The organism is Natranaerofaba carboxydovora, from assembly GCF_022539405.1.
GTDB lineage: Bacteria > Bacillota > Natranaerobiia > Natranaerobiales > Natranaerofabaceae > Natranaerofaba > Natranaerofaba carboxydovora.
This window is the reverse complement of sequence record NZ_CP054394.1, coordinates 461,629-481,492: the sequence shown is the minus strand read 5'-3', so window position 1 is coordinate 481,492 and position 19,864 is coordinate 461,629. Positions and strand designations below refer to the sequence as shown.

Genomic DNA, 19,864 nt, shown 5'->3' with positions numbered 1-19,864 from the left:
CAAACATTTAGATAGATTGCTTACTGATTACTTCCCTATGCTCGGCTATTCTCTTTGCACGCTTTTCCGAAAGGTGTTTGTCAGAATATAAAAACATAACTCCATTAGATGTATATAACTTTTTTATATCTTCATAATCGGGATGTTTTGTCATTTCCTCAAGAGTCTCAGTTAGCTCTTCTTCACTCAAAAAGAAAGGAAAATTCATAAAAACTCTATTATCTGTAGGTCTTGGATAAGTTTTACAATCATTCCTAACATGATGTGCAATCAATCCTGGGTTATCATTATCTTCTAAACCAGCAAGAATTAAAGCATATTCTTTAGTCATTCTTTTATTGCTGTAAAAATAATAGCCTTTTTTCCCCTTTAGTACTTTTATGTCCTGATTTTCTTCCTTTTCCCTTGCTTTATCTATTTTTTCTAGAATTTCATTTTCATTTAAATTAAAGGGTTCTTCAAGAAAGTTTTTGACATAAGTTAATCTATTATTTCTAGTATTCTCCCTAATTTTATCTATAATTAAATTTGTTTTTTTATCATCTTTATCTTCGTTATTCACTTTAAGCCCTCCTTTTACAGCTTATATATATCCTCCTATGTTCAATTAGCTAATAACATCATGTCATTAGGCTTTATTTCTCCTGTATCTTCACCAAGGTGTATTGCAATTAAAAACAAACTTTATTTATATAATTTTTTGCAGTTAAATCAAGCATTATTTTAATTAAAAGGGGACTCAAGCAAAGAGAAGCAAGAGCCCCACATCTATTAATTAGGGAAGCAGATTTTTGTCTGCTAATTCATCAGCTACATATCCTAAACCATAATTTTCTAGAGACTCTCTCGTTGGTGCTCCTGTCTCTTCGCACCAACCCATTACTCTATAAATAAGTGTCAAACCTTCTTGTAGGTCATCTTCTTCCATATCAGTTTCTTCAAAGATCCAGTCGCTGAAAACATCGTGTTCATTTCTCATATCAACTGTTCCCATCTGCTTAACTGTTAATGCACGATGTAAGGTAAATAGCTTCATGCCAATATCATCTAGTTCTTCTTCTGTATACTCCTCGCCCGTTACTGCAGTCATAAAATCAGCTTCTAAGGCTGTATTACCCATATAGTCTCTTTCTTTTCTTGGTGATACCTGCATAGGCCACATCCAGTTACAAAGAGTAAGGGAGTCGTGTAGAAGGTTTCTAACAATGCTCCATACAGCGTACTTAGCTTTGTATTCGTTAACAGGGGTATAATCTCCTGGTTCGTCAACTGCATCTCCAGACCCTACCATGTGAATTTGCTCCATAGCCTTCTCATGGTATTCATGGGGTAGCCCACAGCCAAATAAGTTTACATGAGTATGAAGCTGCGCATCTCTATTAAACATTACGTTCAATAGTGCACCAACCTGATTGTATGTTTCATGAGCGTGATGCTGTCTATAGAATAACTTTGGATTATATACTGCAGCTTCTTCCCAGAATTTTGGATTATCTGCAATGCCCCATTCTTTTGCTACTGCTCCTGTACCCCAGCCTAGTTTTGAAATTTCTCCTTCTTTAAAAGCAATTCTTTTATAAATATCAATTAAAAATTCTGGATCCCCGGCTTCCATCTTGTCCCATGGGATATCTTCATACTCATCTTCCGGTAGAATCTCTTCAAATAAACCTTCTCTATACATATATCCAAAAGTATTACCAGTCAACATGTAGTTATCCCATATACCATAATCATCTGCAAGCTGTGATCCAAGCATTCTAGCAATAGTCGGATCAGCAGAATCTCCCTGCCACCAACCTGCTGTATGAGCAAACCAACCTACACAAGTATTTGATTTATAACTTGAGTATCCATACTTCTCTAGCTCAGTAGCCTTAGCATGAGTATGACAACGAACAGGACATGCATGGCATCCACCCTGCCTTACCGTATATTGCCCATCTGCCGCTCCTATATCGCTAGCTTTGTGGCATCTATACCCTATTGTGTTTTTCCAGTTATCAGCATAAATATCGCAGTCTCCAGTATTTATCGGCGGATCTGCCTGCTGCCAGTAGTTGCCGTCATATGCCCACCACCTGGTACCTGAATCATGATATTCTGCCCATGCCTGAGGAGTAGTAGGAACTACGTGCTGGTTGTTAGAACCAATAACTTCCATAAGTTCTTCATCAAGCTCTCTCCACTTTTCAGGGTCTGCTACTCTAACAGGGTTATTACCTTTAACGCCAATAGCTTTGAGTTTTTTGGACCCCATTACTCCACCATGTCCACCAGCAGAATGACTACCATCATTCAAAATTGTAGCCATAGGAACTTCATTTTCCCCCGCTTGACCGATTGCTGCTACACGAGCTTCAGGTCCCATAATCTGAGTTATTTCGGTAGTGGCTCTAAATATACCATTGCCCCAAATTGAACTTGCATCTTCTATTGATACATTTTCATTTTCTATTTTTAACCATACAGGCTTATCTGCCTTTCCTTCAATAATAATTGAATCCCATCCTGCAAACTTTAGCTCTGGCCCCCAATGACCTCCCATATGACTGTCAGCTACAAGATGGCCAGGAACAGTTGGCATTAACGAAGTAATATTTGTCCTTCCACTACAACCTACACCACTGCCAGTTAAAGGTCCAACCCCAAACACTATTTTGTTTTCTTCATCAAATGCGCTAATACCCTCGGGAACTTCATCCCAAATCACTTTATAGCCAAGTCCCATTCCACCTAGATAGTCTTTATATTTCTCTGTACTTTCCTCAGTTATTGAACCATCTGATAAGTTAACCCTTAATACCTTACCGGTCCAGCCTCCATTTATCGCCATAACTAACCCTCCTCATTGTAAGTTCTTGATATCACGTTCACACTTTTCGCATTTAAAGAACACTATACCTTATAGTATAGAGCTGTAATTTCTAATTGGCGTTCTACCTGAAAGATCTCTCCATGAGATAAGTTTAATAGCTTCTGTAGGACAGTTAGCTGCACATTGAGGTGAGCCAAAACACAAGTTACATTTCGCAGCTATACCATCCACAGGATCTACTTTTATCATTTCCCACGGGCAAGCTTTAACGCACTGCTCACAGCCAATGCATTCATCTTCATTTACAATTCTTGCCCCCGTATTTTCGTCCTCAACTATAGCATCTTGAGGGCATACATCAGCACAAACAACAGGCTCTTTACACTGATTACAAGTTTCTGGTACTATACGGAAGTTACCATATTGACCTTCACCGTTCCACATCCCCATATTTGAAGAACCTTGTCCAAAACCATAGTTTCTACCAACTTTTATACCTGACGTTTTTGGGTTTGAGTTGCCTCTATTTAATACTGAACAAACGATCTCGCATTTCCTACAACCGGTACAGCGTGTAGTATCTACTGACAATATTTTTTCAGGCACATCAAAGTCATTTGCAGCATGAACTTCACTGCTAGACAGGCTTAAACCCAAAGCAGTCAACGCAATACCAGCCCCACTAGTTTTTAAAAAGCTCCTCCTATTAAGGCATTTTGCAAATAATTTCATTGTTTTCCCTCCTCTTTTAATTTTGATAATAAAACCCCTACTTAAATTAGTTAAGATAGATAAAATACATCCCCCCTTATCAATTATAATCTTTGATAATTCATAAAATTACAAAATTAAAAAAATATTTTAATATAATTTTTATTTAAAATATTTTTTATTCCAGTCACATGTTCGTGAAATATCTAACTATGTTGGTTTACAAAATGTTTACTCATCTTTTAAACTATATATTCACCTTAAGTTAAAATAAATCCTTCCGAATTTATGAAATTTTTTGTTAAAAATTTCATTTGATAGTTTCTATTATAAACATTAAAAAGGACTGTACCATAAGCGGCCAGTCCCTTTTTAGCTTGTATTTTTAATTTTTATTTTTATTTTATACTAACTTTCGCATTATCTATCAAAAATTGCTTTGTTTTAATCAACAGTGCTTTTTTCTTTAATTTATCTAAATCATTATTTCTTTTAATTAGGGCTTTAGCTGCCTCTTTAGTGTACCCATACCTTCTACCCACTTTTTCTATTTCCTTATCAATCTCGCTTTCCGACGGTGAAATATTTTCGTTATTTGCTATAGTTTCTAAAATTATTTCACGATTTAACCTTTTCTTTGTTTCATCATACATCTCCTCAGTGAATTCCTCTAAAGTCAAACCTTTATTCTTGGCATAATCCATCAAACTTATCCCATCTCTACGAATCTCTTTTTCAAAATCTTTCAATCTTCCATCCACTTCTCCCCAAACTATATCATCTGGAACATCCCACCAATACTCTTGAAAAAGCTTTTCCATTAGTTTCTCATAAATAGCTTCATTTTTGGAATCATCTGTTTCAAATTCACTTGTTTTTAATTCAACTTCAATATTGATATAATCTTCTCTTCGTATCGTTTCTTTTGTACTCAGTGCACCCACCCCATTTCTAGCTTTACTTATTAATTTATTAAATATCTATAATTTCAATTTTATACTAAATTAAGCTGGTACATACTATATTGAAATTAATTAATTTTCTAAGGAAAATTAACCCTGTCCACTGCTTCTTGCTCAGCTAATAATTTAGCTCGCCTTTCTTTCATGTGTTCACTTGAAAACAAAAATCTGCTGCCATCGGAAGCAAATACTTCATTAATATCCTGGTAATCAGGATGTTTTTTCATATCTTCTAAGACATCCTCTAAGTCTTCTTCACTCATAAAAAACGGAAAGCCATAAAAAGTTTTAGCATCAGTAGGTCTAGGGTAAGTTCTAGAATCCTTTCTTACCATTTCAGCAATTAGTCCGGGGTTATCCTTATCTTCCATTTTAGCAAGTATCAAAGCATAATGACCTTTCATAACCTGATCACTGTATAAATAATATCCTTTAGTGCCTTTTAAAATATGAATATCATCATACTCTTCATTATTTTTAATTTCTCCAAGGATTTCTTTCAAACTCTCTTCTTGATATGAAAAAGGTTCTTCATATAGTTCTTTATATTTTACTATCTCACCTTTGTTAGATTTTTCTCTAATATGGGCAACTAACTTAGACCTTTCATCTACTTCCTTGTTTACTTCCGATGCTTTCTCTGGTTGTTGTTGATTATTTTTTTTCTCTTCTGTCAAGTTGCACTCCCCCCTTCTAATTAAAATTTTTATCTTTATTTATATCGGGCCCTTTAAAAAGGACCCGATATCTCCAAATATCAAAATTTGGATTTTCTTAAATTCCTAGCTCATCTGCAGCATAGCTAAGTCCTAATCTCTCAAGAGTTTGTCTAGTTGGGATTCCAGTCTCTTTATCCCAACCCATCTCTTCGTAGAACATGTCTAGACCTGTTCCAAGTAAATCATCCCTATCCATTTTAAGGGTACCTTCTTCAAATGGTTCCATGTCAGGGTCTCTGTCGAAAACCCAGTCTGCTACTTTTTCGTCATGTTCTTTTCTCATATTTGTATATCCTGCTCTCTTAAGAGTATATAACCTGTGTAGTGTCCATAATCTCTCTGCAATTTCATCTAGTTCATCCTCTGTATACTCTTCACCAGTTACAGCAGTCATATACTTAGCTTCCATAGCTGTGTCTCCCATGAAATCTAAATCTTCCCTTGGAGATACCTGCCATGGCCACATCCAGTTACATAGAGTTAGTGCATCATGCAGTACATTCCTTATTATACTAAATTTAGCATATTTGGCTTTTGCTTCATTCATCGGGCTATAATGTCCATCAGGGTCTATTGCTCCATCCAAGCCTACCATTGGAATATTCTTTACTGCTTTGTTCTCATATTCATTTGGTAGTCCAGAGTTCTTTAGGTTTTGATGTGTATGGTTTTGGGCATGGAAGTTTGCCTGTACCATGTTTATTAATGCTCCTACTTGTGCATAAGACTCACTAGAGTGATGCCTTGGAAAACCTAGCGCAGGATTCCAAATATTCGTACCTTCACCATCTTCGTCACCATGATAATACTCATCACTAAAACCTAGTTCCTTTGCAATCCAGTACGAGCCTAGACCCATAATTCTGCCATACTCACCTTCCTTAAAGGCAACTCTCCTGAAATGCTCAAACATAAACTCTGGATTCTCGTCTTCTAGCATGTCCCAAGGAATTTCATTGTACTCATCTTCTGGAAGGTGCTCTTTCCAGTGACCATTTTCATATGCCCAAACAACATCTCTGAATATCTGTCCGTAGTTACACCAAGTGCCATAGTCATCAGCCAAATGTTTTCCTATAAGTCTTGAAATATATCTTGGCCCACCAGCAGAAAGCCTTCCAGACCATCCAAGACATGTGTTAGCAGCCCATCTGGGCAGCCCATATTCTTCCATCTGCGGCACTTCAACAACACCCATACATCTAATCGGACAAGAATAGCATCCGTCCATCTTCACTGTATACTTTTCAGCTTCACTAGTTAAATCCTGCTGAGCTTTTTGACACCTATAACCTACAGTATTTTTCCAATTATCTAAATTAGGATTAGTATCTGGTAATACAACTGGAGGGTTAGCTGCTCCCCATGTCATTCCAGGAGTAGCATACCAACGACTGCCGTTACCGTACCATTCTGACCAGTACTGAGGCTGTGTCGGTACAACGCCCTGGTTGTTCGACCCGATTATATAAAACGTATCGTCATCACATTCTCTCCACTTTGCAGGATCTGCTACTTTTACTGTTCCAGTTCCTCTTACACCAACAGCTTTTAGGTTCTTTGAACCCATAACACCGCCATGACCGCCTGCAGAATGGCACCAACTGTTCATTATTACTGACATGTTAACCATGTTCTCTCCAGCCTGACCGATAGCAGCTACTTGAGCTTCTGGCCCCATGATCTCACATATTTCAGTGGTTGTACGATAAATTCCTTGCTGCTCAAGTCTACTTGCATCTTCAATAGTAACCTTATCATCCTCTATTCTTAACCAAACCAGAGAATCAGCTTTTCCTTCTATAATAATTGAATCCCAGCCTGCAAATTTTAGCTCAGGTCCCCAGTGACCTCCCATATGACTGTCTGTAGGCAGATGATTAGGTGTTCCTGGATACAAGGAAACAATGGTAGTTCTTCCGCTACAGATCGTTCCGCTGCCAGTTAAAGGACCTACACCAAATACTAATTTATTTTCTTCATCAAAAGCCTCTACATCAGCAGGAACTTCGTCCCATAAAACTTTATATCCTATACCCATTCCACCAAGGTAATCTTTATATTTTTCTGTACTTTCTTCTGTAACTGTACGATCTGTAAGGTTAACTCTTAATATCTTTCCAGTCCAACCTCCGTTAGCCATTATTACCCCTCCTTAAAATCATATTATCTTATCCATGGTAACTCATCAATTCGACTTTCGTTATTGTTATCACTTTCACAGATAGTTGCATTAAAAAACTTTTTTTACTTAAAAATAGAACTATAATTTCTTACTGGAAATCTGTCAGATAAATCTCTCCAGGTCATTAACTCTATAGCTCCTACCGGACACTCAGTTGCACACTGAGGTGATCCATAGCAAAGGAAACATTTTGCGGCCACTCCATTATCTGGATCGATGGTTATCATTTCCCATGGACAAGCTTTTACACATTCCCCACAACCAATACAATCATCTTCACTTACCATCCTAGCTCCAGTATTCTCTTCATTAACAATTGCATCCTGTGGACATACTTCTGCACAAGGCACAGGATCCTTACATTGATTACAGTTTTCCGGCATTACTCTACCATTTCCATACTTACCTTCAGTTTTAGCAATTCCTAAATTATTTTGTTCGGGTCCAAAATTGTAATTTCTATCAACTTTAATTCCTGATACAACACTGCCTGAGTTTCCAGTATTTCTTACAGAACAAGTAAACTCACACCTTCTACATCCAACACAGCGAGTGTTGTCAACGGTTAAAACTTTTTTCGGAGTACCTAATTCTCCTTCAGCCATTGCTGCTTCTTCACTTCCACAGCCACTTAAACTCATTCCAACAGCAGTTAACGCTATACCTGCTCCACTGGTTTTTAAAAATTTTCTCCTATCCAATACTTTAGTCAAAAATTCCATTCTAATTCACCCTCCTCTTTGAAATAATAATAATCAACTACCATTCAATTATTAGGTACAAAATACACCTCCTTACGCAAAAAAGCAATAGTTATTTTTTTCACTTTTTTTTGCTAAAAGCTATGCCCAACTGCAAACTTTTCTTTATGTCCATAAATAAAATCTATGGACTATCTTAAGTGTTTATTTCGACAAACTTCGACAAACTCCTTCTTTTTGATTAAATTTTTATTAAAAATTTAATAGTTTTATAAAAAGAAATAAAAAAACGGGCATTTGATTTAATGCCCGTAATCTTTTTATATTTTCTTAAACTTAGGACCGTCCAGAATTTCCTTCCATATGATACCTTTTTTGAGTTCTTTTCTTGATGAAGTCATTTCCTTGGTTATACTTCCTATTTCGCTTTTTTCTATATCATCATAAGTTGAATACCGTTGATGCCCTGTCGCCACATCTTTAATTCCTCCAACGGATTTATCTGTGTCTCTTAAAGGTTTTCTCTGGCGAAATTTTTCGATTTTGTCATCTACAAAAGCTTTTCCTTTATCCACCTCTTGGGCTACATCTTTTATTACATCTTTTGCTTGCTCTTTTGTTTCACTGTTTTTTGCTTCCCGCTGTCTAGTAGACTCCTTACCGGGAAAACCAGGTAGTTCATTCACGTCAGGAAACTCCGGAAAGTCAGGAAATCTTCTTCCTTTTTTTTGTTCTCTTTGTTGTCCTGATGATTGCTGCTGCTGTCTTTTTTTTGCCTGCTCTATGGCATTTCTTATAGCGGAAACGACCATTATTATAATTATAAGCGGAAGTATTTCCATTAAAATCAACCCCTTCTAACCTTAATCATTTCTTGCTTTGTAACTTGTTTGTTTCTTATTCGTCTTCATCCTTATCTTTATCTATTTTGGGTCGATAATGCGGCGTATCTCCACTTCCACTATCTTCATCTTTAGTTCCAGAGATATAGTTTCTCATCTCGGTATCAGCCTGGATATTCTTTAGGCTGTGATAGTCCATCACCCCTAGATTACCAGATTTAAGTGCTTCTGCCATGGCAAGGGGCACTTCAGCTTCTGCTTCAACAACTTTAGCCCGCTTCTCCTGAACAGAAGCTCGCATCTCCTGCTCATGTGCTATAGCCATTGCACGGCGTTCCTCAGCTTTAGCCTGGGCAATTCTCTTATCTGCATCAGCCTGGTCTGTTTGAAGCGCTGCTCCAATGTTTTTACCAACATCCACGTCAGCAATATCAATACTCAAAATCTCAAAAGCAGTTCCTGCATCTAAACCTTTATTCAAAACCGTATGAGACATGTTATCTGGATTTTCTAAGACTTCCTTATGATTTTTGGCCGAACCAATTGTTGTAACAATACCTTCTCCTACCCTGGCTATAATGGTATCTTCACCAGCACCACCAACAAGTCTGTCTATATTTGCCCTAACTGTGACTCTTGCCTTTGCTTTAACCTCGATACCATCCTTTGCAACGGCAGCAACTATAGGAGTTTCAATAACTTTTGGGTTAACACTCATCTGCACAGCCTGAAGAACGTCCCTACCGGCTAAGTCAATAGCTGACGCTCTCTCGAAACTTAGAGGTATCTCAGCCCTTTGAGCAGCAATCAAAGCATTTACTACCCTATCAACATTACCTCCGGCAAGGTTATGTCCCTCTAACTTATTTACATTCAAATCAATCCCTGCTTTAGTAGCCTTAATCAAAGGCTTTACTACCTGAGCAGGAACTACCCTTCTAAGCCGCATCCCTACAAGGGTAAATATCCCAATTTTGACCCCGGCAGCAAGTGCCGAAATCCACAAACCAAGGGGTATAAAACTAAAAACAATCGCAAGGGCTAATACAGCAAGTATTACCAAAATCAAAAGAGTTATAAAACCACCTTCTAGCATTAATAATCAACCTCCTCGTAAAATTAATTTTTTTTATTATTCTTTATTTATTCGCCAGGATCATCTATCTTCCTGACCACAATTCGCGAACCTTCAACCTTAACCACTTTGATTTTACTTTGCCCCGGAATATACCCCCCTTCACTAACCACATCTACCCTATCGCCTTCAATAATTGCAGTACCTGCTGGTCTAAGAGGAGTTTCAGTAACACCCTCTTTATTTAGAAAGTCTTTATAGGTTACATTTGTACCTACATAACCTTGATCTTTATCTTCAGTATGCTTCAGTATTATTCTATCCAAAAATTTACTTCTTACAATAAATCTAAATGCCACTACAAGAACCACAATCGTTCCAAGTATACTATATAATAAAATCATAAGCCCCTGCTCAGTGCTTTCAGCAGATAATACTATAGCAAAACCACTTGACACTAAGCCAAGTAAACCAAATACACCAAAACCTGCAGCCAAAGCTTCTATCAATAAAAGTATTATTCCTAAAGCGAAAAACAATAATACCTCATAACCAGCAAGACCGGCAAAAATATGCCCACCAAAAAAAAGTGCAAAAGACAAAAGACCAACAGCACCAGCTATCCCAAACCCAGAGCTAGTCAGCTCTATAATAATACCTGCCATGCCAATACTCATTAAAATTGAAGCTACAACCGGCGAAGTAAGAAAACGAGCAAGCCTCTCAGCCCATTCCATAGGATACTCTGTAACTTCAGCACCTTCAAAACCAAGCATTTCAAATAACTCTTCCTGGTTAGCTACTTCACCATCAGCCATTTCGTGTTCTAAAGCTTGGGCTGATGATAATGTCAGCAGCCTTCCACTTTCCACTAGGCCTTCTATCTCCATTTCCTGACGTACCATAGCTGCAGCTATTTCAGGATCTCTACCCCTCATCTCTGCCACGCTACGCATTTCACTTTCCCAGGCGCTCATAATTTTTTCATCTGCTATCTCCTCGCCTGCCCTTGCTTCAGCAGCTCCCATATTGCTCCCACGCCGCATATAGAGTTCATCTGAAGCAAGTGCCAAAAAGGCTCCGGCTGACATAGCTCTACCACTAACATAGGCAACCACACGAAGCTCTTCCTGGGTAATTAAATCTTTTATTTCAAAAGCGGCATCTAAAGTTCCACCCGGAGTATCAATATCAAGTAGTATCATATCTGCCCCTTCTTCGTTAGCATCTTCAAAAGCCCTTCTCATAAAAGCATAAAGACCACGTTCAATGGTACCATGTACAGGTACAACATACACTTCTTTATCACTTTCTGCAGCAGACACCGATCCTTTTGCTTGATTATTTGACTCTAACATCCCAGAACTAATTGCCAAAAATAAAAACAAACCAGTCAAAAATAAGGTAATCCATTTATTTAAACGCAGATTTTTAGCCATAAAAAAAGCCTCCTTCATCTAAGGTAACTCTAAACATTATTACCTACATTTTCTATTATACGACATACTATAATATAATTACAAACAAAACAATTAACTAAGCAACAAAAAATTATCTTTCTTGACATTAGGGTATACTAATGATATACAAAAGTTGTAAGATCACTTAATTTAATAGTATAATAATAAAAAAGTAAAAGGAGAGGATAGCGGTGGAACACTCAATGTTTTACATAACGGCAGAAACAATGAAAGAAGCAGAAGCTATTTCAAAACAATTAGTTGAAGATAGGCTCGTAGCCTGCGTTAACGTCTTTCCACGAATCAGATCATTTTTCTACTGGGAAGACAAGGCCAAAAGCGAAGATGAAGTTTTAATGATAGGAAAAACCAGAACAGCTCTGGTCGAAAAACTAATTGAAAGGGTAAATGAACTACACTCTTATACAGTACCTTGCGTTGTCACATGGGAAATCGACAAAGGGGATCCTGAGTTTCTTGGTTGGATAGATGAAGAAACCTTGTAACACTATTAACATAACTCACCACAAAGCAGGTTGAACTAAAAGTGTTCGTTACCATACAATTAGGGGTGTCTTGTCAATTCAGGCTACATACCATAAGCTAACTTTTGATTTGTACGGTTTTACAAATCCTAGTTAGTAGCTAGCATTGGGTATATAGCCTGAATCATTTTAGTATTTCCTCTTCTAACGCATCCATATCACTTATTACTATACATTTCTTATTATCTAGATTTATCAACCCTTCATCCTGCATCTGGGTAAGCTCCCTGGACAAAGAAGGTCTTGCTACCCCTAGGTGCTCTGCCCAAATTTCTCTGCTAAATGGAAGTTTTATAGACTCTGATTCTTGTCTAGTACTTTCACCTAGTAAATACATTGCAATCTTTTTTCTTAATGTATCTAATGATAATATTTGAATTTTTTTGTTTAACAGCAATAATCTATCAGAAAGAGTTTCAAGAAAAGTAATAGAAATATGTCTGTCTAAGGTTATCAGCTTTTCTAATTGATCTTTTTTTATTAACATTACTTTTGTTTTGATAGGCGAAATAATAGTAGCAGGATAAACATTCTCAGCAGAAAAAAGCACAGCTTCTCCAAATGTTTCACCCACACTTAGCCTTGCCATTGAAATACTTTTCCCGCTTGGAAATATCTTTTTTACTTCTACGCTACCTTCGAGTACTATCCCTAAATAATCTGCCCTGTCCCCTTCAGTAACTATCAATTCATTCTTATCATACCAGTTAATTTTTACATTTATTCTATTTAGCAGGCCTTCTAGTCCTTCCTGGCATTTTTTCTTAAAAAGCCTACACTTTTGCAAAGCCCTCATATCATTAGTCGAAAGCATCTTCTCTCCCCCTGTCTGTTCGTAATTAAAAAATTAGATTGTGCTATTGTTTGCCTACATACCATAAGCGAACTTTTGATTTGTACTGCTTACAAATTCTATGAGGGTTGGTATGATAGGCTAAGCCCTTACAAAAAAATTAATAATCTAAAATTTAATTTTTTTGGCTTTTGTAACATTTGTTACAGAAAACTTATCTTCAATCTAATATACTTTAATCAAGAAATCAACAAAAAACTTAAAGAAAGGGTTTTCAAAATGAAAAGAAAAATTGTAGAAATAAACGAAAAACGCTGTGACGGCTGCGGACTATGTGTAGAAGCTTGTCATGAAGGGGCAATTGAGATTATAAACGGCAAAGCAAAACTTGTAAAAGACGAATACTGTGACGGGCTAGGAGATTGTCTTCCGGCATGTCCACAGGACGCAATAGAAATTATCGAGCGCGAAGCAAAACCTTTTGATGAGGAAGCTGTAAAAGAAAGAATGGCCGACTTAGGAAAAACCCCACCAGAAAGCTTTGGCTGTCCAGGAGCAGCGCAAATTAATAAAGCAAAAAACGACAAGAAAAATTTAGAAGAAAAGAAAAAAGAATCTAGTGCAAATATAGAACTTGAATCCGAACTTAACCAGTGGCCAATCCAGCTAAAGTTAGTTAACCCTTATGCAGATTACTTTGCAGGAGCTAATGTACTAATAGCTGCAGACTGTGTGGCTTATGCTTACGCAGCAATGCACCAGGACTTTATCAAAGACCATATTACTCTAATAGGGTGTCCAAAGCTAGATGATATAAATGAATATCTAGAAAAAGTAACAGAAATTTTCAAGGAAAATGAGATCCAAAGCATCACCGTTCTTAGAATGGAAGTTCCATGTTGTGCAGGTATAGTCAATATGACTAGCAGAGCTTATGAAGAATCAGGGCTTCAGATTCCTTATCGTCAAGTTACGATAGGGATTGAAGGAAATATAATTTCAGACGAAAAGGGAGGAAAATAATCATGAGTGAAATGTTTTGTTATCAATGTCAGGAAGCAGCCAAAAATGAAGGGTGCAGTAAAAAGGGAGTCTGTGGAAAAACAAGTGATGTAGCTAACCTACAGGATTTACTTCTACACACTTTAAAGGGGTTATCCTATGTAACCACAAACCTTAGAGAAAAAGGCGAATCTGACAAAGAAGTAGACAACTTTATTATGGAAGGGCTATTTGCCACTCTAACCAACACAAATTTCGATAGAGAAAGTTTTATTAATAAAATCAATGAAGCCATCAAACTAAGAGATAAACTTAAAGGTAAACTAGACAGCGATGCAATTAACAGTCTAGACGGCGATCTTAAAGATGCAGTTAACTGGTCCCCTGGCTCTGAAGCTGAGTTTGATGAAAAAGGTAAAGAAGTAGGTGTTTTGGCTACAGAAAATGAAGATGTTCGTTCTTTAAGAGAGTTATTAACTTATGGCCTTAAAGGAATAGCAGCATATGGTTATCATGCAGAAAATTTAGGCTACAGTGATGATAATATCCATAAATTCATGCAAGAGGCTCTTGCCAAAACTCTTGATGATAGTCTAAGTGGTGATGATTTAACAAATCTTGTCCTTGAGTGCGGAAAATATGGAGTAGACGTAATGTCACTACTTGACAAAGCCAATACAGAAACTTACGGAAATCCAGAGATTAGCAAAGTTAAAACTGGTGTAGGGGACAAACCTGGTATTTTGGTAAGTGGTCACGACCTTAAAGACTTAGAGGAACTACTTGAACAAACAAAAGGTCAAGGGGTAGATGTATACACTCACGGCGAAATGCTGCCAGCTCACTACTACCCTGCATTCAAAAAATATGATCACTTTGTAGGAAACTATGGAAGCGCCTGGCCAAATCAGGACAAAGAATTTGAAGCTTTTGGCGGACCTATATTAATGACAACTAACTGTCTAATACCACCAAAAGATTCTTACAAAGATAGAGTATATACCACAGGAGTGACTGGGTTTGAAGGGCTAACTCATATACCAGAATCTTCTGATGGCAAGCAAAAAGATTACAGCCAAATTATTGAGCATGCTAAAAAATGCAGTGCTCCAAAAGAACTTGAAAATGGTGAGATAGTAGGTGGATTTGCCCATAATGCTGTGCTATCCCTCGCTGACAAAGTTGTAGATGCTGTTAAACAAGGGCATATCAAGAAGTTTGTTGTTATGGCCGGCTGTGATGGAAGACATAACTCAAGGGATTATTATACTGATTTTGCAAAGTCACTACCTGAAGATACTGTAATATTAACCGCAGGGTGTGCCAAGTACAGATACAACAAGCTAGACCTAGGTGACATCGGGGGAATTCCAAGAGTATTAGATGCAGGACAGTGTAATGATTCATACTCACTAGCAGTAATTGCATTAAAGTTAAAAGAAGTATTTGATCTTGAAGATATCAATCAACTTCCAATAGTATATAATATCGCATGGTATGAGCAAAAAGCCTGTCTAGTACTTCTAGCCCTACTGCACCTTGGTGTAAAGAATATCCATCTAGGCCCAACCCTTCCAGCATTCTTATCACCAAATGTAGCTAATGTGCTGGTAGAGAACTTTGGTATCGGCGGTGTCTCAACTGTTGAAGAAGACATTGAAAAAATGATTAAGTAAATGATCAAGAAAAATCCTGGCGGGGAGGATATAAAGCTTCCTGCCAGGATTTTTAATTGATTCTCTATCTCATTATTTTATTTTTATCTCACATTTATCTTTTTCCAAAACTTTTCCAACAACCTCTGTAGATAAGCACCCTTGTTCTTTTAGTTTGTTTATTAATTGGTCACATTCGTCTTCATTGATGGCAATCAAAAGCCCACCGGAAGTTATAGCATCGGCAATTATATACTGCTCCCCTTCTGAAATCTTATCTAACCCTTCAATATAACTACTGAAATAGCTTAAGTTCTTTTTGGTCCCTCCGGCAACTGCCTTGTTTTCAACATATTTTTTTGTACCTGCTAGGACCGGCACTTTTGAAACATCAAGCTCAATAGTGACCTCACTTCCTTTGGCCATCTCATAAGTATGCCCCAAAAGACCAAAACCAGTTATATCAGTACAGGCAGAAACAGAGAATTCTTCTAGCACCTCACCTGCATCTTTATTTAGTCTTGTCATGGTTTTTATTACAGCATCTAGGTCTTCTTCTTTGGCTAATCCTTTTTTGATTGCCGTTGTAATAATTCCTACACCTAAGGGCTTAGTAAGTATTAAGTAATCACCAGGTTTAGCATCTGAGTTGGTAATTACTTTATCAGGATGCTGTACTCCTGTAACTGATAGGCCATATTTAGGTTCACTATCGGTTATGGAGTGACCCCCTACTAGGTGGGCACCTGCTTCTTTGATTTTGTCACTTCCACCTTTTAAAATATCTTTTAAAATTTTAGTCCCAAGTTTATCAATAGGAAAGGCTAATAGATTTAAGCAGGTAACAGGTTTTGCCCCCATGGCGTATACATCACTTAATGCGTTTGCCGCTGCTATCTGCCCAAAAATATATGGATCATCAACAACAGGTGTGAAAAAATCTACTGTTTGGATAAGGGCAATCTCAGAGTTTAGTTTGTAAACTCCACAATCATCCGAAGCATCTAAGCCCACCAATAAATTGGAATCCAAATTTTCTTTGGCATCTGAAGTGAAATCTTGCAAAGCTTCCTGTAAGTCCTCCGGACTTACTTTAGCAGCTCATCCAGCTTTTGTGCTGTATGATGTAAGCCTACACTTTTCTTCCTTCGTCATATTCCCACCACCTATCTATCTCAAAATTTTGAGTATAGCTTTGATCAGGCTGTCAAAACAGTCATATGAACATAGTTTTGTTTTTAATTGTAATACATCTTGATGAGATAGCAGAAGAAATAAGGCCTAATGACAGGATGTCATTAGCTAATTGAACCCAGGATGATGAGTTCTTAGATTTGAAAACCTTATTTTGAGTGCTGATGAATCTTAGATGTATCAATTAAAAACTCTATACTTATGTGAAAAGACTTTTTGTAGCCTGAATCAACTTTATTTAACTTTTTTTATCATCCAGGGAAGTCTAACATCCCCGTCTCTTTTTACGAGTTTTTCCTGGTCGAATTTTTCTAAAATAGGTATTGCATAACGTCTTGTTGTCCCTAAAAGGTCTCGCCAGGTTCCGATAGATAAAGTATCATTTGCTTCAAAATATTTTTTTAAAATATTTTTCGCCTCATCAAAAGCTTTCTTTGAATAAAATAAGTCTTCCGATGTTTTAACCACACGATCATTCTTCTTTAAGAATTCAAGATATTCATCAAGCTTTTTTTGTTCAATATCTATGCCCAGATCGCTTAATTCTTCTAACAACTGTTTTTTATTTGGCGGTTTAAACAGCTCTTTTTCTAATAGCTCTTCTATTTGTTTCATTTTGTTTTCGTCTTCTTCTGATATAGCTGGTTTAAAATCTTTTAACCTCACATAATCCTCTTCGATTTCAATTATATTTTCTTCTTTTTGTAAAGTCTCAAGAAAAGCCTGATAAGCTCTTTGAGGCAGCTTTGAAACCACTCCCATAAGCTCAGCTTTAGCTCTACCTTTTCTTAAGGGATATTTGTCATGATATTCTTTTAATTTTTCTTTTACTAACTCTTTTAGCTTTTCATACAGGCCTTTATCTATCAAGTAATCATTTAACTTAATCATTGATTTATTATCAATTAACTCATTAAAAGTTTTTTCAAAATCATTTTCCCCAAGTCCACTTTGTTTATAAAGATCATTATCAGTTATAGGGGCCCTTGCCAGGACAATTTCCATTATAATATCCTTCGGGTTGCCTTTTTCAAGGCTTTTTAGTCTTTCTATTACCTTTTTATCCTTTAGTTTGTGTTTTTTAGTTTTGTGCTCGATAATATATCCTCCCCCTATTGTAGTAACAGGAGAATATGAACGTATTATAAATTTATCTTTTCTATAGGCAACAAGAGGTTTCTCAAGCCTTAGCTGACATAAGGCAGACTCACCTGGTGCTAATTTTTTGTTTTCATAAAAATATGTTCTCGCTACTGTTTCCCCTGTTCCAAGGTGAAGATGTAGGGGTGAGCCGTTTTTTAGAGTCCAATCTATATTATCAAGAAGCTTTAACCTAACATCCATATGGCTTACGGCTTCATAAAAACCAGGTCTGCCTACTACTGTTCCTCTAAATATGTCTTCTCTATCAACTCCTGATAAATTTAACGCTACCCTTTGACCAGCTTCGGCTTTTTTTACTTCATTCTTGTAAACTTGTATTTTTCTTATTCTTGTTTTAATATTTCCAGGAACCAATTCAACCTCTTCATTTTCTTCTAAAGTCCCAGAAGCCATTGTTCCTGTTATTACAGTACCAAAACCCTGTATCTTAAAGACCCTATCAATAGGAATCCTTAAAGGCCCGTCTACATTTTTTGAAGTAGCATTTTCTAATTCAATTTCAATTAAATTTTTTAACTCTTCTAAACCTTCTCCAGTTTGATTAGAAACTTTTGCTAGGGGTTTGTCAGCCAAAAAAGTGTTTTCTAATTCCTCTCTGACTTCCATTTCCATCATATCTACCCATTCTTTATCTTCCAGATCAATTTTGGTTAAGACAATTATTCCAGAGTTAACTTCTAATAACTCCATTATAGCAAGGTGTTCCTTTGTTTGAGGCATAATACCTTCAGTTACATCTATAACTAACAAAACCATATCAACACCTGCAGCTCCTGCAAGCATATTATGTACAAATTTTTCATGTCCAGGAACGTCAACTATCCCGGCAATCCCTCCACCAGAAAGCTGCAGGGGAGCAAAACCAAGATCAACAGAGATACCTCGATTTTTTTCTTCTTCTAGCCTGTCGGTGTTTTCACCAGTAAGTCCATAGATTAAGTTAGTTTTCCCGTGATCAATATGGCCTGCAGTACCAATTATGTAATTCATAATATTACCCCCATATAACCGCTGTCTCAATTAAGAAAAAAAGCACCATTAAGTGTAGGTGCTCTAATAATCTTCATCCCTTAAACCTTAAAAACCTGAAGTCTAACTGACTTCATAGGTTAGCCTCATCCACCACATTCATGTTTTTTCAAAGATTCATTTAATTCTTTCAAAAGGGTTTCTTGATCTAGTTCGATCTTTTTTAGTTCTGTGCTGCTGCATTCTGGACATTTCTCTTTAAATAAACTTTTGCCCTCTTTAACATACCAGCGAGGATAAAATTCTTTGGAACATTCTTTACACTCATATTTATAACCCATAAGATCTACCTCCATTATTGTTCTTGTACTATCTAGCTTAAATTATATTCATTAGAAATATCAAATGTGACTCTAGTACAAAAAGTCTATGTGGTAATCCTATCTCTTATCTGTTCAAATATTCCCTGCCCTATACCCGGAACTTTCATTACATCTTCGGTTTTTGAAAAATGACCATTTCTTTCCCTGTAATCGATTATAGTTTCCGCCCTCGCTGGTCCTATCCCAGGTAAGTCTTTTAAAGTTAGGTAGTCAGCCTGGTTAATATCTATCAGACTATTTTCTGAACTCTTACTAACAGTATTTGAAGACATTTCAGCTTCTTGTATTTCGTCATCTTTACTTGGAATATGAATATGATCTCCATCATTAATCTCAGCAGCCAGGTTTATATGGTCTAACCTAGCATTCTCTAATGCACCGCCTGCTTCTCTAAGCGCTTCATACACTCTACTTCCAGGTTCAAGGTAATATACACCAGGAACTTTTACTTTCCCACTTACATATACCGCATATTCAGGTTCATTTTCAAAATTATCTAATTCAATCTCAAATTCACTTGTTACTTCATCCTCTTCAATTTCAGACTGGGAGTTTTCACCCATTAAAGTCTGTTCAGAATCAAGTGTTATCTCACCATACTTTATATCATCATCACCCTCAATAAAAAACGGTATAAGTAAAAACATCATAGACAATACACAAACCCCCAATAAAACCAAATGTTT

Annotated in this window: 17 protein-coding genes and 1 pseudogene; 3 read left to right on the top strand and 15 right to left on the bottom strand. The window is 36.8% G+C overall.

Annotated elements, in window-relative coordinates; all coding sequences use genetic code 11:
• Positions 1-7: 7 nt before the first annotated feature.
• The 10 genes from ACONDI_RS02270 to ACONDI_RS02225 form a co-directional block, all read right to left on the bottom strand.
• Positions 8-562, bottom strand: coding sequence for a hypothetical protein (locus tag ACONDI_RS02270; protein ID WP_241079873.1), 555 nt, complete (start codon positions 560-562; stop codon positions 8-10).
• A gap of 213 nt (positions 563-775) precedes the next feature.
• Positions 776-2,836 carry an aldehyde ferredoxin oxidoreductase gene (locus ACONDI_RS02265; protein WP_241079872.1) on the bottom strand — a complete coding sequence of 687 codons (2,061 nt, stop codon included), beginning with the start codon at positions 2,834-2,836 and terminating at the stop codon, positions 776-778.
• Between the two features lie 69 nt (positions 2,837-2,905).
• Positions 2,906-3,550, bottom strand: coding sequence for a 4Fe-4S dicluster domain-containing protein (locus tag ACONDI_RS02260; protein WP_241079871.1), 645 nt, complete (start codon positions 3,548-3,550; stop codon positions 2,906-2,908).
• Positions 3,551-3,927: 377 nt separating this feature from the next.
• Positions 3,928-4,473: a SurA N-terminal domain-containing protein gene (locus tag ACONDI_RS02255; RefSeq protein WP_241079870.1), complete on the bottom strand. Its 546-nt coding sequence runs from the start codon at positions 4,471-4,473 to the stop codon at positions 3,928-3,930.
• Between the two features lie 98 nt (positions 4,474-4,571).
• The gene (locus tag ACONDI_RS02250; protein WP_241079869.1) at positions 4,572-5,168 is read right to left on the bottom strand and encodes a hypothetical protein; all 597 of its coding nucleotides are present in this window, start codon (positions 5,166-5,168) and stop codon (positions 4,572-4,574) included.
• A 97-nt stretch (positions 5,169-5,265) separates the two neighbouring features.
• The gene (locus ACONDI_RS02245; protein WP_241079868.1) at positions 5,266-7,353 is read right to left on the bottom strand and encodes an aldehyde ferredoxin oxidoreductase; all 2,088 of its coding nucleotides are present in this window, start codon (positions 7,351-7,353) and stop codon (positions 5,266-5,268) included.
• Positions 7,354-7,457: 104 nt separating this feature from the next.
• A complete protein-coding gene (locus tag ACONDI_RS02240; RefSeq protein ID WP_241079867.1) occupies positions 7,458-8,117 on the bottom strand; it encodes a 4Fe-4S binding protein in 660 nt (219 codons plus the stop codon).
• A 299-nt stretch (positions 8,118-8,416) separates the two neighbouring features.
• On the bottom strand, positions 8,417-8,938 hold the full coding sequence (locus ACONDI_RS02235) for a hypothetical protein (protein ID WP_241079866.1): 522 nt from the start codon (positions 8,936-8,938) through the stop codon (positions 8,417-8,419).
• Positions 8,939-8,993: 55 nt separating this feature from the next.
• Positions 8,994-10,034, bottom strand: a complete 1,041-nt coding sequence (floA, locus tag ACONDI_RS02230; protein ID WP_241079865.1) for a flotillin-like protein FloA — start codon at positions 10,032-10,034, stop codon at positions 8,994-8,996.
• A 47-nt stretch (positions 10,035-10,081) separates the two neighbouring features.
• Positions 10,082-11,452, bottom strand: a complete 1,371-nt coding sequence (locus ACONDI_RS02225; protein WP_241079864.1) for an NfeD family protein — start codon at positions 11,450-11,452, stop codon at positions 10,082-10,084.
• Positions 11,453-11,676: 224 nt separating this feature from the next.
• Between ACONDI_RS02225 and cutA the strand changes: the two genes are divergently transcribed.
• Complete coding sequence (cutA, locus tag ACONDI_RS02220; RefSeq protein ID WP_241079863.1) at positions 11,677-11,979, top strand: divalent-cation tolerance protein CutA; 303 nt, start codon at positions 11,677-11,679, stop codon at positions 11,977-11,979.
• 163 nt (positions 11,980-12,142) lie between these two features.
• Here the strand turns inward: cutA and ACONDI_RS02215 are convergent, their stop codons facing one another.
• Entirely contained in the window at positions 12,143-12,832 is a 690-nt protein-coding gene (locus tag ACONDI_RS02215; protein ID WP_241079862.1) for a Crp/Fnr family transcriptional regulator, read from the bottom strand.
• 258 nt (positions 12,833-13,090) lie between these two features.
• On the opposite strand from ACONDI_RS02215, the gene ACONDI_RS02210 reads away from it, so the two are divergent.
• Positions 13,091-13,834 (top strand): ATP-binding protein, encoded by a 744-nt coding sequence (locus ACONDI_RS02210; protein ID WP_241079861.1) that lies wholly within the window; start codon positions 13,091-13,093, stop codon positions 13,832-13,834.
• 2 nt (positions 13,835-13,836) lie between these two features.
• Positions 13,837-15,489 (top strand): hydroxylamine reductase, encoded by a 1,653-nt coding sequence (hcp, locus tag ACONDI_RS02205; RefSeq protein ID WP_241079860.1) that lies wholly within the window; start codon positions 13,837-13,839, stop codon positions 15,487-15,489.
• A 72-nt stretch (positions 15,490-15,561) separates the two neighbouring features.
• On the opposite strand, the pseudogene selD reads toward hcp, so the two are convergent.
• The 4 genes and pseudogenes from selD to ACONDI_RS02185 all read right to left on the bottom strand — a co-directional run.
• Positions 15,562-16,569 (bottom strand): annotated as a pseudogene (selD, locus tag ACONDI_RS02200) (selenide, water dikinase SelD); the annotation flags it as partial.
• Between the two features lie 327 nt (positions 16,570-16,896).
• Positions 16,897-18,816: a selenocysteine-specific translation elongation factor gene (selB, locus tag ACONDI_RS02195; RefSeq protein WP_241079858.1), complete on the bottom strand. Its 1,920-nt coding sequence runs from the start codon at positions 18,814-18,816 to the stop codon at positions 16,897-16,899.
• 125 nt (positions 18,817-18,941) lie between these two features.
• Positions 18,942-19,136 (bottom strand): hypothetical protein, encoded by a 195-nt coding sequence (locus ACONDI_RS02190; protein ID WP_241079857.1) that lies wholly within the window; start codon positions 19,134-19,136, stop codon positions 18,942-18,944.
• Between the two features lie 86 nt (positions 19,137-19,222).
• The gene (locus tag ACONDI_RS02185; protein WP_241080914.1) at positions 19,223-19,828 is read right to left on the bottom strand and encodes a helix-hairpin-helix domain-containing protein; all 606 of its coding nucleotides are present in this window, start codon (positions 19,826-19,828) and stop codon (positions 19,223-19,225) included.
• Between the last annotated feature and the right edge of the window lie 36 nt (positions 19,829-19,864).

Coding starts and splice junctions, on each gene's coding strand:
- floA (WP_241079865.1), bottom strand. CDS start 10,034: ATGCTAGAAGGTGGTTTTATAACTCTTTTGATTTTGGTAATACTTGCT.
- ACONDI_RS02225 (WP_241079864.1), bottom strand. CDS start 11,452: ATGGCTAAAAATCTGCGTTTAAATAAATGGATTACCTTATTTTTGACT.
- ACONDI_RS02245 (WP_241079868.1), bottom strand. CDS start 7,353: ATGGCTAACGGAGGTTGGACTGGAAAGATATTAAGAGTTAACCTTACA.
- ACONDI_RS02265 (WP_241079872.1), bottom strand. CDS start 2,836: ATGGCGATAAATGGAGGCTGGACCGGTAAGGTATTAAGGGTTAACTTA.
- ACONDI_RS02190 (WP_241079857.1), bottom strand. CDS start 19,136: ATGGGTTATAAATATGAGTGTAAAGAATGTTCCAAAGAATTTTATCCT.
- ACONDI_RS02215 (WP_241079862.1), bottom strand. CDS start 12,832: ATGCTTTCGACTAATGATATGAGGGCTTTGCAAAAGTGTAGGCTTTTT.
- ACONDI_RS02235 (WP_241079866.1), bottom strand. CDS start 8,938: ATGGAAATACTTCCGCTTATAATTATAATAATGGTCGTTTCCGCTATA.
- ACONDI_RS02260 (WP_241079871.1), bottom strand. CDS start 3,550: ATGAAATTATTTGCAAAATGCCTTAATAGGAGGAGCTTTTTAAAAACT.
- ACONDI_RS02185 (WP_241080914.1), bottom strand. CDS start 19,828: ATGATGTTTTTACTTATACCGTTTTTTATTGAGGGTGATGATGATATA.
- selB (WP_241079858.1), bottom strand. CDS start 18,816: ATGAATTACATAATTGGTACTGCAGGCCATATTGATCACGGGAAAACT.
- ACONDI_RS02210 (WP_241079861.1), top strand. CDS start 13,091: ATGAAAAGAAAAATTGTAGAAATAAACGAAAAACGCTGTGACGGCTGC.
- ACONDI_RS02240 (WP_241079867.1), bottom strand. CDS start 8,117: ATGGAATTTTTGACTAAAGTATTGGATAGGAGAAAATTTTTAAAAACC.
- cutA (WP_241079863.1), top strand. CDS start 11,677: ATGTTTTACATAACGGCAGAAACAATGAAAGAAGCAGAAGCTATTTCA.
- hcp (WP_241079860.1), top strand. CDS start 13,837: ATGAGTGAAATGTTTTGTTATCAATGTCAGGAAGCAGCCAAAAATGAA.